Annotated in this window: 9 protein-coding genes and 1 tRNA gene; 6 read left to right on the forward strand and 4 right to left on the reverse strand. The window is 62.9% G+C overall.

Features of this window, described 5'->3' with window-relative positions; genetic code table 11:
- Positions 1–25: 25 nt before the first annotated feature.
- Both IEC33019_RS25940 and IEC33019_RS25945 read right to left on the reverse strand, forming a co-directional pair.
- Positions 26–1,750 (reverse strand): fumarate reductase/succinate dehydrogenase flavoprotein subunit, encoded by a 1,725-nt coding sequence (locus tag IEC33019_RS25940; protein WP_070090837.1) that lies wholly within the window; start codon positions 1,748–1,750, stop codon positions 26–28.
- Complete coding sequence (locus IEC33019_RS25945; RefSeq protein ID WP_070090838.1) at positions 1,747–2,496, reverse strand: GntR family transcriptional regulator; 750 nt, start codon at positions 2,494–2,496, stop codon at positions 1,747–1,749. Before IEC33019_RS25945 ends, IEC33019_RS25940 begins: the two co-directional genes overlap by 4 nt.
- Before the next feature lie 188 nt (positions 2,497–2,684).
- Between IEC33019_RS25945 and IEC33019_RS25950 the strand changes: the two genes are divergently transcribed.
- Together IEC33019_RS25950 and IEC33019_RS25955 are read left to right on the forward strand one after the other, a co-directional pair.
- Positions 2,685–2,761, forward strand: a tRNA-Arg gene (locus tag IEC33019_RS25950).
- Positions 2,734–3,855: a virulence RhuM family protein gene (locus IEC33019_RS25955; protein WP_437436774.1), complete on the forward strand. Its 1,122-nt coding sequence runs from the start codon at positions 2,734–2,736 to the stop codon at positions 3,853–3,855. Before IEC33019_RS25950 ends, IEC33019_RS25955 begins: the two co-directional genes overlap by 28 nt.
- A gap of 52 nt (positions 3,856–3,907) precedes the next feature.
- On the opposite strand, the gene IEC33019_RS25960 is transcribed toward IEC33019_RS25955, so the two are convergent.
- Complete coding sequence (locus IEC33019_RS25960; protein ID WP_070090840.1) at positions 3,908–4,333, reverse strand: lysozyme inhibitor LprI family protein; 426 nt, start codon at positions 4,331–4,333, stop codon at positions 3,908–3,910.
- A 54-nt stretch (positions 4,334–4,387) separates the two neighbouring features.
- A complete protein-coding gene (locus tag IEC33019_RS25965; RefSeq protein ID WP_172959812.1) occupies positions 4,388–5,503 on the reverse strand; it encodes a lysozyme inhibitor LprI family protein in 1,116 nt (371 codons plus the stop codon).
- Positions 5,504–5,805: 302 nt separating this feature from the next.
- Between IEC33019_RS25965 and IEC33019_RS25970 the strand changes: the two genes are divergently transcribed.
- From IEC33019_RS25970 to IEC33019_RS25985, 4 genes are all read left to right on the forward strand, one after another.
- On the forward strand, positions 5,806–7,539 hold the full coding sequence (locus tag IEC33019_RS25970) for a dipeptidase (RefSeq protein ID WP_070090842.1): 1,734 nt from the start codon (positions 5,806–5,808) through the stop codon (positions 7,537–7,539).
- A gap of 209 nt (positions 7,540–7,748) precedes the next feature.
- A complete protein-coding gene (locus tag IEC33019_RS25975) occupies positions 7,749–9,182 on the forward strand; it encodes an SrfA family protein (protein WP_070090843.1) in 1,434 nt (477 codons plus the stop codon).
- A gap of 17 nt (positions 9,183–9,199) precedes the next feature.
- Positions 9,200–12,280, forward strand: coding sequence for a virulence factor SrfB (locus tag IEC33019_RS25980; RefSeq protein ID WP_070090844.1), 3,081 nt, complete (start codon positions 9,200–9,202; stop codon positions 12,278–12,280).
- On the forward strand, positions 12,277–14,979 hold the full coding sequence (locus IEC33019_RS25985; RefSeq protein WP_099594082.1) for a virulence factor SrfC family protein: 2,703 nt from the start codon (positions 12,277–12,279) through the stop codon (positions 14,977–14,979). The genes IEC33019_RS25980 and IEC33019_RS25985 overlap by 4 nt, the downstream gene beginning before the upstream one ends.
- Positions 14,980–14,982 lie beyond the last annotated feature (3 nt).

Here is a 14,982-nt window from a genome sequence, read left to right on the forward strand (position 1 = left end):
CAGATGGGAACGGGTTCGGCGGTGCCTAGGCAGCGTCGGCTTTCACCCGCAGCCGGTCATAGGCGGTCTGCTCCTGGGCGTCCAGGGCAATCAGGTAGGGCTCGATCGGTTTCTTGAAACTGGTCATCTGGCCGTCCTCGCCTTTTTTCAGATGGCAATGGCAGAACCACTCGCCATCGTTGCGCTCAGGAAAGTCCACCCGGTGGTGATACAGCCCCCAACGGCTCTCCTCGCGAAACAGCGACGCCCGTGCAGCCATTTCGGCGCAGTCACGGATCACGCTCACTTCCATGGCGCGCATCAGCTCATGAGGGTTGCTGGCCTTCATCTGCGCCAGGTCCCGCTCGATCTCGGCAAAGCGCGCCAGGCCGATCTCCATCTTCTTGGTCACCTTCGGCGGCTGCAGGTAGTCGTTGACCATGCGCCGCAGTTTGTACTCGACCTGGGCCGGTGGCAGGCCGTGCTCCCGGTGCAGGGGGGCGAACACCCGTTCGCGCTCGCGCTCGACCTGGGCCAGATCCACCTCGGCGAAGGGGCGCCCCACCACGTAGCGGGCAGCGTTGACCCCGGCGAACCAGCCATAGGTGAAGGCGCCGAGCATGTAGTTGTGCGGCACCGCGGCCATGTCACCGGCGGCATACAGGCCGCGCACGCTGGTCTCGGCCTTCTCGTTGACCCACACACCGGAGGCCGAATGCCCGGAGCAGAAGCCGATCTCGGAGATGTGCATCTCGACCATGTGCTGGCGGTAGTCGGTGCCGCGATTGGCGTGGAACTGCCCACGGCTGGGGCGCTCGTTGCTGTGCAGGATCTCTTCGATGTTCTGGATGGTTTCCTCGGCCAGGTGATCGAGCTTGAGGAACACCGGGCCGTTGCCGCCTTCGAGTTCCTGGTGGAACTCCCACATCATCTGCCCGCTCCAGTAGTCGCACTCGATGAAGCGCTCGCCCTTGCTGTTGGCGGTATAGCCGCCCAGGGGGCCGGTGACGTAGGCGCAGGCCGGGCCGTTGTAATCCTTGATCAGCGGATTGATCTGGAAGCACTCCAGATTCGCCAGCTCCGCCCCGGCGTGGTAGGCCATGGCGTAGCCATCGCCGGCATTGGTCGGGTTTTCGTAAGTGCCCATCAGGTAGCCCGACGAAGGCAGACCGAGCCGCCCGGCCGCACCACAGGCGAGGATCACCGCCTTGGCGCGGATCACCAGGAACTCTCCGCTGCGGCAATCGAAGCCCATGACCCCGGCAGCGGCCCCTTCGCCATCGAGCAGCACGCGGGTGCAGACCATGCGATTGGTGATCTCGACCCGCGCACGTTTGAGCTGGCGGTAAAGCACCTTCTTGATGTCGTGGCCCTCGGGCATGGGCAACACGTAGGCGCCCATGTGGTGGACCTTCTTCACCGCGTAGTCGCCGGTCTCGTCCTTTTCGAACTTCACGCCCCAGCGGTCCAACTGTTCAAGGGTCTCGAAGCTGTGGGTGGCGTAGGCATACACCGCGGCCTGGTTGACGATGCCGTCGTTGGCGACGGTGATTTCCTTGGTGTACTGCTCGGGCGTGGCGTGGCCCGGAATGATCGCGTTGTTCAGGCCGTCCATGCCCATGCTGATGGCACCGCTGCGTTTGACGTGGGCCTTGTCCAGCAGCAGCACGCGCAAGGACTTGTCCTGCTCCTTGGCCTTGATCGCGGCCATGGGCCCTGCGGTGCCGCCGCCGATGACGATGATGTCGTAGTCGCGGGTGTCGATGCTCATGCCTTGGCTCCCTTCTGGCGGTCGATACGCAGGCGGTACTGGAAGGCATCGCCACGGTAATAAAGATGCTCGAAGTCCAGCGGCGTGCCGTCGGCGGCGTGGGTCAGACGTTCGATGCGCATGATCGGCGAGCCCTCCTCCACCTCCAGCGCCTGGGTCAGGTCGGCATCGGCCAGCATTGCGTCGATGGCCAGGTCCGCGTGCCCCAGCGCGATGCCACAGTCGTTCTCCAGCAGCAGGAAGATGTCGCGGGTGACCAGGTCGGCCTTCTCGAGCTTTTCGCCAATGGCCTTGGGTAGCCAGGTCAACTCCAGCGACACCGGCTCGCGGTTGATCAACCGCACCCGACGGATCTCGGTGACCAGGCTGCCCTCCTCCACCTGCAGACGCTCGGCCACCAGCGCACTGGCCGGCACATGACGGAAGCTGCGCAGGCGGTTGAGCACCTCGTAACCCATCTGGCTCATGGATTCGCCCAGGCCTTGCAGGGTGGTGACGTTCTGGAACGCCTTGGGCTTGGCGACGAAGGTGCCCTTGCCGTGGATCTTGAAGATCAGCCCTTCTTTCTGCAGGTCGCCCAGGGCCTGGCGCACGGTGATGCGGCTGACATCGAAGGCCTTGCCCAGTTCGGCTTCGGAGGGCATGCGGCTGTGGGGCGGATAGGTACCATCGAGGATGCGCTCGCGCAGCAGCTCCTTGAGCTGGCTGTACAGCGGCACCGGGGATAGGGGGAGCAGTTCGGCCATGGTTCTCTTCACTCTGACGTGACTTGTTATAACAAGTTGTGACCAGAGAATAGCGCATAAGCCTCACATGACAAATATCGATATCGAATATGGATATTTCGCCGCCCGGCGACTGGACTTGTGGCAAAAACGGCTACAGATCAAGGCGATGGACGTCACCCTGCGAGATGGGTATCATGCGCCCCGTTGCACTCGTAGCTCAGCTGGATAGAGTACTGCCCTCCGAAGGCAGGGGTCGTGGGTTCGAATCCCGCCGAGTGCGCCATATTGAACAAGGGCTCAGGTGCAAACCTGGGCCCTTTTTGCTTGGCGGCTGGGCAGCCCCCTGACAGAAATCGAGGCACGTGGCTGACAATGGCAAGTAGCGATCTAATTCTCTACAGCACGGACGACGGCCTGGCACAGTTCACCCTGCGTGAAATGGGTGGCCAGGTGTGGCTGACGCAACTGGAAATAGCTGAGCTGTATCAAACCAGCAAGCAGAATATTGGCAAACATATTCAGGGCATCATCGCTGATGGTGAGCTGGCCACAGAGGCAGTTGTAAACCAAAAATTTACTACTGCCGCTGACGGCAAAGACTACCTGACCCATCTTTACGCCCTGCCGATGATCATCGCCATTGGCTACCGCGTACGCTCGACCCGTGGCACACAATTTCGCCAATGGGCCACCCGCACCTTGAGCGAATACATGATCAAGGGTTTCGTCCTGGACGATATCCGCCTGAAGGAGCCCCGCTGGGACTACTTCGATGAACTGCTCAAGCGCATCCGTGATATTCGCTCCTCGGAAAAGCGCTTTTACCAGAAGGTGCGGGACCTGTTCACCTTGGCGGAGGACTACCGCGCCAATGAGCAGGACACCACCCGGCTATTTGCCGAAGTCCAGAATAAGCTGTTCTTTGCTGTCACAGGCCATACGGCTGCCGAGCTGATCGTGCTGCGTGCCGATGCCAACGCGCCAAACATGAATCTGCTCAGTTTCAAAGGCGACCGCGTGCGCAAAGCTGACGTCGTCGTAGCCAAGAATTACCTAAATGCAGAGGAGCTAGACCAACTCAATCGTTTGGTCAGCATGTTCCTGGATTTTGCCGAGCTCCGCGCCGAGCAGCGCCAGCATCTGCAACTCGCTGACTGGCGCCTGTACATCGACAGTTTCATGGCCTTCAACGAACAACCCCTGCTGCACACCACCGGCACTGTCAGCCACGACCAGATGAAGCAGGTAGCGCATGAGCGCTATGAACAGTTCAACCATCAGCGCCGCAGCGCCGAAGCCTCAGCGACCGACGCACAGGAGTTAGCAGAGCTGGAGCAACTGGAAAAACGCCTGAGCACCAAGAAACGCGCCGAGTAATCGCTAAAGAAAGGCCCCACCAGATCACTGGCGGGGCCTTTTCGTTACGGCCTTACCACGCATCCTGCTCAGCACTTTCCCCGACGTCTTCAGCGCCGTTCTGGGCAAACCACTCCACCGACTGGGCTCGCTGAGCCGTCATGCTCAGCTCGCACCCCATCCCTTCCAGAATGTCCATCGTGCCGCCGGTGAGCGAGTAATACATGCCGCAATCGGCCTCGCGGAATTTCACCCAGAGGGCTTGCGAGGCTTGCAGGCTCTGCTTCTTCTCGGCTGGCAAAACGCTCATTGCCATCCTGTATGCCTGATCGAGTCGGGCATTCTGCCTGGCCAGTTCCTCATGACCACAGTCACTGAGGTTCGAAGTAATACCGCCAGAGCGCGACGTGCACGCGGCGTACTCAGGCGAATAGGGCTCTTGCGCCAGCGCGCAGGATGACAACGTCACAAGGAGCGCGACGCCAGCGTAACGATGCATTGATGGAACTCCATTTTCTTTCGACATGAAATCAGGCCCGAAACCTCGCAGGCGTCATACCGCTTGCGGTTCTGCGCTGAACGCCAGGCACTCGGACAGCGAGGTGAATTCAGCCCGGCGGCACAGCCAGGCGGTGAAGAACGTATAGCCCGCCGAAGTGGTGGCGATCTGAGCCCTGGTTTGCCTGGCCTCTCGACGTTGTCGTGCTTCTGCTTGCGCGCGGGATTCACCCTTGCGCCTGGCGCCACCGAACAACGAAAGAATCAACAAGCCCATGACCAGGTAAAAGACGGACACGAAGGTCAACTTGGCGATCAAGGTCAGCGTGATGTTCAACGCCCCGTCATTGGTCATGGCCGCCGCGTAGACGGCAAACGCCACAGCGGACAGTATCCCGGTGATCACAGCCACTTGATAAACCTGATGGGGCAGGCCCAGCCAACCACACAGCAGGCCTATGATCAGCCCCGTGACCGGCAACAGGTTGGTGATCGCGGCATCGGTGTAGTCGTTGTAGATCGTGGCTTGCCCTTTATGGTGCAGCCAGAGCGCCCAGCAGGAGGCGATAACGGCCACGATCAGCGCAAGCTTCCACAGCACGCTGAAGACGTCCTGCCAGACGCTGTTTGCCTGCACCGCCGGGCTCACAGGGCTCTGCTGCCCCAGGGTCGGCTGGACGGTGGCGGCCGGATAGCTCGGCGCCACCTGCGTGGAAACGGCCGGGCGCTGGGCCAGTGCCGCCTGCTGCGCGGCCTGCGCCCTCAGTTGACGCTCCTGCTCCTGACGGGCGAACGCCGCCTCTTGCTGGCGAGTGCGCTCTGCCTCTTGCGCGCGCAGTTCAGCGATCCGTTGCTCGTGCGCCCGCTCGTAGGCCTTTTTCTTTTCCGCCGAAATGAATGCTTCGAGTGACTGGATACGACCACCGAGCGCCTTGTCCAGGCACTTCTGCGTGGTGCATTGATTGCGAGTCGTCAACCACTCGCGCTGGGATTGGCGCAACGCCTCCGGCTGATCCGTCGCCGCCATGGCCTCCTTGTAGGTTCTGGCCAGCACGCCATCGACTGTCGAAAGATAGCCGTCGCGGCATATTTCCTTTTCGGCAAAGTTGCTGGCCTTGGTGCAATCGAAACTTGCCGCCATCGAATGACTCGACAACGCAACCAACAGCAACCCCGCAGCAAAACGAACGAACATCCCAAAGATCTCCTATCAAGCCCTATACGCCGTGCATCCTTTCTCGAACGGGGAATGCTCAACCGCGCCGCATATCAAAATGCTATCACCAGCGATTAAAGCACAGCCTCATCGCGCAGGGGCTGTCCAAGGTGTGCTTTTCTTTCTGGGATTGAGCGTGCACGCTAGTGCCATTGTGCCTCTCCCTACAGCCCGGCCATTGGTGTTAGCGTGAGTGTCATCCCGCTCTTACAAGGCGGGGCCATTCATCAACGATCCGCGAAGGACTGCGCTGACTCATGACTCTGAAAAAACTCACGACCGCCACTTTGCTGCTGGCCAGCCTAGGGCTGTTCGCCAACCAGGCCCAGGCCAACCTCACACCGCAGCAATCGGCCGCGATCCTCAAGACCTACAACGGCAGCGATCCGGCTGATTTCCGTCACTTTCTCCGCAAGCTGGCCGGCAGCGACCTGGCCAAGGCCGATGACCTTAGGGCCACGCTAAAGGCTTTTCTGGCCGACAAGCCCCTGAGCGCCGAACAGCAGAATGAAATCAACCGCCTACTCGGCCTGTACACTCGCATCAAGTACGGCAAGGCAGCCACCGAAACCCTGCGCGAGCTGGTGGCCATTCCGACCTTCCAGGTCGAGGGCGTTCCGCAGCACGAGAATCCACAGTTCCTGAAGATCGCCGACAAGATCAAAGCCCTGGCCGAGGGTTTCGGCCTGAGCTTCCGAAACATCGACAATCGGGTCTATGAAATCTCCCTGGGTGACAACGACAAGGAAGTCGTCGGTATCCACGCCCACGCCGATGTCGTGCCGGTGAACCCGGACAACTGGAAACTCGACGACGGCACGCGCCTGGATCCGTTCAAGGTCACCCTGGTGGGAGACCGCATGTACGGGCGCGGCACCGAGGACGACAAGAATGGCATCGTCGTGGCGCTGTACGCGCTCAAAGTCGCCAAGGATGAAAAACTGCCGCTGGCCCGCCAGTTCAAGCTGCTGGTGGACACCACCGAAGAAACAACCGGTGACGCCATCCCCTACTACTTCGCCCGCAACCCCGTGCCCAACTACAACCTGGCGCTCGATGGCGGCTACCCGGTGGTGATCGCCGAAAAAGGCTACGGCACCGTGATGGCCAGCTTCCACCGTCGCCCGGCCACCGGCACAGGTGCGGAAGTCACCACGCTCACCGGCGGCCTGGCCACCAACCAGATCCCCACCACCTCGGTGGCGACCCTGCTGGGCGACAACCCCGCCGCCCTGGCCGATGCCCTGAACAAAGCTGGCGCCGAGTACGTCAAGCGCAACGGTGGCGACTTCACCATCGACGCCAAGGTGGCCGGCAAGGAAGTGATCCTCACAGTGACCGGTGTCTCAGCCCACTCTTCGGAGCCTGAATCGGGCGTCAACCCGGTTTCGCGGATGCTCGTCTTCCTCAATGGCCTGGGCAACCAGGTGCCTCTCAAGCAAAACCACATCACCGATGCGGCGCGCTATGCGGCGGACAACTGGGGGCTGGACTATCTGGGCAAACAGCTGGGCGTGAACTTCGAAGACAAGTTCATGGGCCCGCTGACCGCCTCGCTGACCTACGTCGGGCTCGACCAGAAAGCCCTCAAGCTTGCAGTGAACCTTCGCATCCCCAAAGGCAAGCCGCTGGCCACCCTCAAGGATGAGCTGGCCGACAAGCTGGGCACCTGGGCACGCGGCAGCCACACCTCGGTGGCCTTCGAGTACAGCCTCGACGAGCCGATGTACCGCAACCCCGAGGGTGAGTGGGTCAAGGCCCTGCTCGATGTCGCCAGCCAGAACCTGGGCCTACCGCACGAGTTCGGCACCTCCGCCGGCGCCACCTCGGTCCACGACCTGCCCAACGGCGTGCAGTTCGGCCTGGCGATGCCCAAGGTGAAATACACCGGGCACAACGACAACGAGTTCAAGACCGTGGAGCAGTTCATGCTGGACCTGCAGATCGTCAGCGAGATGATCGCGCGGATCGGGCAGATGCCGAAGTTGTAAGCATTTCGGGGTCGCATTGCGGCCCCTTCGCCCCCTCTGAACACGACCCGAACCGGAAAGTGCCTACCGGCTGTGGCGCTTAAATATCAAAAAGCCATCCCACTGAATTGACGACGAAATCATTTTGCCATTAGTGTTGCCGGGATTTTCGGTATCAAGACAGGGATACCGCATGGATTCGGAACAGAGACTAGGTAGGGTCGTCAGGGATGCGCGGAGTATTGCTACGCAGCGGTAAAAGTGAAGATTTCACCGCTTTGGGAGAGACCGGCCAACCGGTCTACCGTGCCGCGTTGCAGATCCGCGAAGCGATCCGCCGCAAGCACCCTTCCCACCCCGACCTGGTCGAACACCTGGCCATCCCGCAAACCGATGAGCTGGGCAGCACCATCGACTGGTACAGCGATCGCCCTGGGGATGTCATCCCATGGAGCAGCGCTACCGAGGAAGAACGCGCCCCGGCCCGCGCGCAATTGGAAATCCTCCAGGCCAGAATCAACGATCTGAGCAATGAGTTACTGGGTGTGGACGCCCAGGGTCAACCGTTGTCCGGCGCCAAAGCCGGTGCCCAGGGCGATCGCACAGTGTTCGGCAAACTGCTGACGTGCGTGGTCCCCTTCCCTGACGAGAACTTCGTGTACCTGGTCGATGGCCGCCCGGTCCTGACCTTCTGGGGCTTCATCCACGCTGGCGCCGAACGTGGCCGCCAGCCTCTGCACTGCCTCTACCCCCGCACACCCAAGGCTGCCGAACCGCTGGTGCCACCCCCGGCGATCGAGCCGCCCCCTTTGGCCCCGGCTGCGCCCGTACCGCCGCTGGCCGTACCACCGGCACGGCCATCCTGGTGGCGCCGCTGGTGGTGGCTGCCGTTGCTGTTGCTGTTGTTGCTCCTGCTGCTGTTCGGCCTGCGTAGCTGCGGCGTTCCAGCGCTGGGCATCCCACCCCTGAACGTCCCTGGGTTGCCACACCTGAACGCTGGCCAACCTCTCGACCCGGTGTACACGACCGCAGGCGCGAACGGGGGCATCGTGCCGTCGAGCGGCGTTGGTGCCGGCGGCGTACCGGGGGTGCCAGTCGCGCCGGGCAGCGCTGACGCAGGCCAAGCGCCAACGATCATGCCACCCGCCAGCAATGCCGGAACGCCTGCCACAGAAGCCCCTGCGCCCGCCGCCGAGGCTGGCCACGCGGCGCCCAGCGAGCCAGCTGCGAGCAACATCATGGCGCCCGCACCGCCTGGGCTGCCCGAAGAAACACCGCCAGCCACTGCCCAACCGAACCTGCTGAGCATTCCGCCGGACGCTGGCAACGGCACCGCGGACTTCCTCAATGGCGACTGGGCCGGTGCCGGTATCCAGGAGGTGGGCACCGGCAAGCCGCTGCGCCTGAAGTACGACTTCCAGAACGGCAAGGGCCAGGCCACGGTCAGCCGCTCCGACGGCGTGCGCTGCGAGGCGCCTGTCGACGCCGCCATGAACGGCGGCCTGCTGTCGATCAACAGTTCAGGCCAGGCCACCTGTGCCGACGGCAGCAGCTATGACCTTCCCCAGGTGAACTGCAAGCCAGGCGCCCAGGGCGTCGCTGATTGCAGCGGCAACTATGGCTCGCAAGCCTTCCCGATGCTGATGAAACAAGCCGGCCAATAACACGGAAAACGCAGAAGATGTTGCCCGAAATCACCCAGTTCGAAGAAACGGTCACGCTGGTCAGCGATACCGGCATTCAATTCATGGATTTCGCCCTGCGTCTCGGCCCCGATGGCGAGCAAGCCGGCAAGTTCGTGCAACTGAACAACGGCATGGTTCCCACCCGGCTGCTGTGGTCCAAGGAGTACAAGGACTTCTACGAGCCCGAGCCGGACAAAGTGGTGCAGGTGGAGTTCGACACCACCGAGGACAACCACTTCCGCGTGCCCATGGAAGAAAGCCTGAAGCTGTTCAATGGCACCTGGCTGCCGATCCCGTTCCTGCGTTTCATGCCGCCCTATCGCTTCGACGAAGGCCCCAACAACTGGGCGCGCATGCGCCTGGTCAAACTGGCCGAGCCCGACGTCGACGGCAACACCCATCGCCTGACCCTGGCCTTCGACAGCCGCATCATGCCGACCATCAACGGCGCGGCCTACCTGGCACCCAACGAAGAAGACGTGCGCGCCGGCGTTGCCTTCAAATTGGCCTGCAGTGCCCGTGAATACGGCTGGTTCCTGACGCATGGCTGGATCCGCGAATGGCTCGCCGAACTCTATGGCGAGGCCCGCGCCGACTGGACTCGCGAGCGCCTGGACCGTGACCTGCAGGGCAACCGCCACCTGGCCCACTACCTGAACGTGCTGAGCCTGCTGCGCCGACCGACGCCTGCCGAACAGAGCACCGAAAAGCCCAAGGTCGAGATCCCGGAAATCAAGGTGATCGCCAACGAGACCCAAGGCGTGGTCAAGCCGATTCCGGTGGACCTGGTGTTGGATGTGGGCAATTCGCGCACCTGCGGCATCATCATCGAAGATCACGGCCAGTCCGGCTCTGGCATGAAGCACAACTACGTGCTCGAACTGCGCGACCTGAGCGAGCCGGAGAAGGTCTACAACCAGGCCTTCGAGAGCCGTGTCGAGTTCACCCAGGCCTATTTCGGCAAGGACCACTACTCGGTCAAGAGCGGCCGCCACAACGCCTTCCAGTGGGCCACCATCGCCCGGGTCGGTGGTGAAGCCGGCCGTCTGGCCAGCCGCCGTCGCGGCACGGAGGGCTCCACCGGCCTGTCCAGCCCCAAACGCTACCTGTGGGATGAGAAGGCCTACGGCCACGGCTGGCGCTTCAACACCTCCTACGTCAAGACCGACAAGGAGCCGCTGGCCACCGCCGCGCCCTTCGCCCACCTGATCAACGACCTGGGCCAGGCCCTGTACCTGCCGCCCAAGAACGACATGCCGGTGTTCACGCCGCGTTATTCGCGCAGCAACCTGATGACCTTCATGCTCGCCGAAGTGGTCACCCAGGCCCTGTCGCAGATCAACAGCCCGGCCCAGCGCTCGCGCCAGGGTCACGCCCGCGTGCCGCGCCAGCTCAACAGCATCACGCTCACCGTGCCGCCAGGCATGCCGCAGGCCGAACGCAGCATCCTCAGCAACCGCCTGTACGAGGCCGTGGGCCTGGTGTGGAAGAGCCTGGGATGGCATGCCGGCGAGAGCAACCCGTTCAAGGACAAGAGCGTGGTGCCGCGCACGCCATTGCCAAGCATTCGCGTGGAGTGGGATGAAGCCAGCTGCGGTCAGCTGGTGTACCTGTACAACGAGGTCAGCGAGAACTTCGCCGGTCACCCGGAGGAGTTCTTCGCCACCCTGGCCCGCCCGGACCGCCAGGAGACCGAGCAGATTACCCTGGCCACGATCGACATCGGCGGCGGCACCACGGACCTTGTGATCACCGACTATCGCCTGGACCGTGGCAACAACGGTGGCACCGGCGCCAACGTGCACATCATCCCTAGCCAGCGCTTTCGTGACGGTTTCAAGGTCGCCGGCGACGATATCCTGCTGGACGTCATCCAGGAATTCATCCTGCCGTCGTTCCGCAAGGCCTTGCACAACGCCGGGGTACAAGCCCCTGACGAGCTGATGTCGCGCCTGTGCGGCAACGGCGATGCCACTGCCCAGGAGCGCATCCTGCGCCAGCAGCTGAACCTGCAGGTGTTCGTGCCCCTGGGCCTGGCACTGCTCAAGGCCTACGAACACTACGACCCGGCGCAGCCGCAGGAGACGATCGAGCAGACCTGGCAACAGGTGCTGGGAACCGACGCGGTCAACGACAGCGTGGTGGAATTCGTCAATGCCGCGGTGCGCCGCGAAGTGGGTCGCGAAGGCACCCTCGACCTGCTGGGCACGCCCATCACCTTCGACCTGGAGCAGGTGCACGCGGCCTTCATCGGCGGCCAGATCAACATCACCCGGGTCCTGGTCGAGCTGTGTGAAGTGGTTGCCCACTACCCGTGCGACATGCTGCTGCTCACTGGCCGACCGTCGCGCTTGCCAGGCATCCAGGCGTTCATCCGTCGGTGCCTGCCACTGCCACCGGGGCGCATCCTGCCGCTGCAGAACTACCGCACCGGCGGCTGGTACCCGTTCCACCGCAACGGCCTGATCGACGACCCGAAGAGCACCGCCTCGGTGGGCGCGATGATCTGCCTGCTGTGCTCCAAGCACAGCGTGCCGAACTTCTACTTCCGCACCGCCGAGCTCAAGCCTTACTCGATCATCAAGCACTTCGGCCAGATCGATAACGCCAACACCATCAAGCACGGCGATGTGCTGTATCACGACCTCAAGTCGGCCAAGGGCCGCATCGAGCTGCCCATCGTCGGCGAAGGCGAACAGCGCGGCACGCCCTGGCTGGAAATGCGCGGCGACATGCACTTGGGCTATCGCCAGCTGGCCGCCGAGCGCTGGTCCGCCTCGCCGCTCTACACCCTTCGCTTCACCCCGCGCGGCAGCGCTGCTTTCTCGCGCGCGCTGGGCAAGGGCGGCGAAGCCCCGGTGCTGCGCATCCGCCTGGCAGTCGAAGAGCCTTCGGACCTGCTGCTCGAACAGGGGCTGGTCAGCGACAAGCTGGTGATCTGCGACTTGCAATCGAACATCCAGGATGCCGACTTCGATTACGACCGGGATCTGGAGCTCTCACTCAACACCATGCCAACCACGAGCTTGAGTGACAGCGACTATTGGCTCGACAGCGGGAATGTCAAAGGAAAATGAGCGACCTTACGCCAAAGCAACAGCAGTTGATGAATGCCTGGGGCGCCATTCACAAGGGCGCCGGCGAGGCACTGGAATGGATCGAGCAGGTGCGCGGCAACGCCGCCAGCGTCGAGGCCGAGGCCGATGGCCTGAGCCTGCGCCTGCGCCGTGCGCGCAACCGAGCCAAGAGCCTGCAATACGCCGCGTCCACGCCCATGGGTGTCGGCTTCTTCGGTGGCTCCCAGGCGGGCAAGTCCTACCTGATCTCGTCCCTGGCCGCCGCCACCGATGGCAAACTGCTGAGCGATTTCGGCCCGCACACCCTCGACTTCATCCGCCATGTGAACCCGCCAGGCCTGGGCAAGGAAGCCACGGGGGTGATCACCCGCTTCAGCCGCCGCGCCAAACCCAGCCCAGACCCTAACTATCCGGTGGAGCTGAAGCTGTTCTGCGAAGTCGAGCTGGCGATGATGCTGAGCAACAGCTGGTTCGAGGACTTCGACCAGGAGCGGCTCAACAACGAGATCACCGACAAGACCATCGAGGCGGTGCTGCGTGAGTTCGAAGGCCAGACCGCCGATAACCGCCACGCTGGCGTCGATGGCGACGATGTGGTCCGGCTCTGGGATTACCTGGCAAAGAACTACGAAAAATCCGTGCGCTGCCTGGAAGGCACCTACTGGCCACGCGCGATCGAGCTGGCACCGCACCTGTCGATCCCACAGCGCGCTCGCCTGTTCTCGATCCTCTGGGGCGGGCAGAAGCCGCTCACCGACCTGTACATCCTGCTCGCCGGCGCCCTGCAGAAACTCGGTTTCCCGGAAAAAGTCTTCGCCCCGCTGAGCGTCCTGGCGGAGGAAAAGGACGGTGACTACGTGCGCACCGTCAACCTCATGTCGGTGGACATGCTCAAGCGCCTGGACACCCGCCTCGACCAGCCTGTGAGTGTGCTGCCGGAATGTGCCGGGACACTGCGCGGCGCGGTTGGCGTGACCATCGCCCAACTCACCGCCCTGACCGTCGAAATGACCTTCCGCCTGGTCCATCAGCCCAGCAACGCGGTGCTTGAGCAGGTGGACTTGATCGACTTCCCCGGCTACCGGACCCGCTATCAACTGCTCGACATCAACGAGCTGGCGGGCGTGGAGCCTGCCGACGAGGTCAACCCGATCTGGAGCATGCTGCTGCGCGGCAAGGTCGCCTACCTGTTCGAGCGCTACAGCGAGGCTCAGGAAATGCACGGGCTGGTCCTGTGCACCAACGCCAACAAACAGGTCGATGTGGTCACCATCGCTCCGGTACTGACCCGCTGGATCCACAACACCCAGGGCGCGACCCCCGCAGCGCGGAAGAACCGCGCGCCAGGCCTGATCTGGGCCTTGACCATGATGGACATGTGGATCGACAGCACCCTCAGCCAGGATGACGGCGGCCTGGCCACCGTCTGCGAGAACATGTTCTTCCAGGCGATGCTGGAGCGCTTCGGCAACCTGGAATGGATGAAGGAGTGGTCCGGCAAGCCGTTCAACAACACCTATCTGGTACGCAAGCCACGCCTGGAGTCGTCCTTCCTCGTGCGTAACGACAGCAGCGAGGAACTGGAGCTGGCGCCCCGGCATGCCGATCACATGCGGCGTCTGCAGGGCAAGTTCGAACTCTGCCATACCGCCATCCGCCACCTGAGCGAACCCAAGGCGGCCTGGGAAGCGATGCTGGCATTCAACGACGGCGGCATCACCCGCTTCTGCGCCAGCCTGAAAGCCTTCGAGAACGTTGACTTCAAGCTCTCGCGCATCGAGGAACAGCTTCAGGAATGCCGCACCGACCTGCTCGAACATGGCCTCTACACCTGGCGCGAGGAAGACTTCGAGTCGCTGTTGGAGCGCAAGCGGGAAAAGGTCAAATACCTGCTCAGAACCCTGGGCGCCGACCCTGACGTCATCAGCGAGCTGATCCACACCCTGCAACTGCCGACCGAGCAATTGCGCGAGCTGTACCTGGGCGGCGTCTATGAGATCGACGGCGACGACGATGCGACTGGCGACACCGAGTCGGCGTTCAAGGCGCCAGCCAACAAGGCCCCGGCGATCGACTTCGGCAACCTGTTCGACAACACCCCGACGCCGTCCGCGGCGTCTGCCGCCAAGCCCGTGGCCAAGCGCCTGACTTCCGAGCAGCGCTTCGCTCGGGCCGCGCTGAAAGCGTGGATCAAGCACATGCGCGACCTCGGCACCCAGCCGCAGCGCCTGCTCAGCCTGCGTATGAGCCGTGAACTGATGGACGCCCTGACCGAGGAACTGGTCAGCGCGGTACGCCGCCCGGCCCTGCTCGAACAGCTGGACGAAGCAGTGACCCGGCGCATCCTCGGCGGCGCCCGTCGCGACCAGTTGGTGCAGCGCCAGGTCATGGCGGTGCAACTGGTGATGCGTGACTTCCTGTCCTGGTTCGGCCTGCTGACCAAGCCGGTCGACGAGCGCCCGCCTCGCCTGGCGGGCAACAAGGGTCCACTGTTCGACTTCTATCAAAAGGTCGCTGTCGGCGAGCTGCCGATCCTGCCGGAAAAGCCGTCGCACCAGGAGCAGCACTTCCAGGTGGACTGGCTATCGGGCCTGGCCTGGCTCACCCAGGAAAACGCCAAGAGCGGCGCCGATCCGGAAATTACCACCGAGCAACGGCGCCAGTTGGCCGTGCTGCTCAACACCTTCGAAGCGAGTTGATTG

The organism is Pseudomonas putida, assembly GCF_002741075.1.
In the GTDB taxonomy this organism is placed as follows: domain Bacteria; phylum Pseudomonadota; class Gammaproteobacteria; order Pseudomonadales; family Pseudomonadaceae; genus Aquipseudomonas; species Aquipseudomonas putida_T.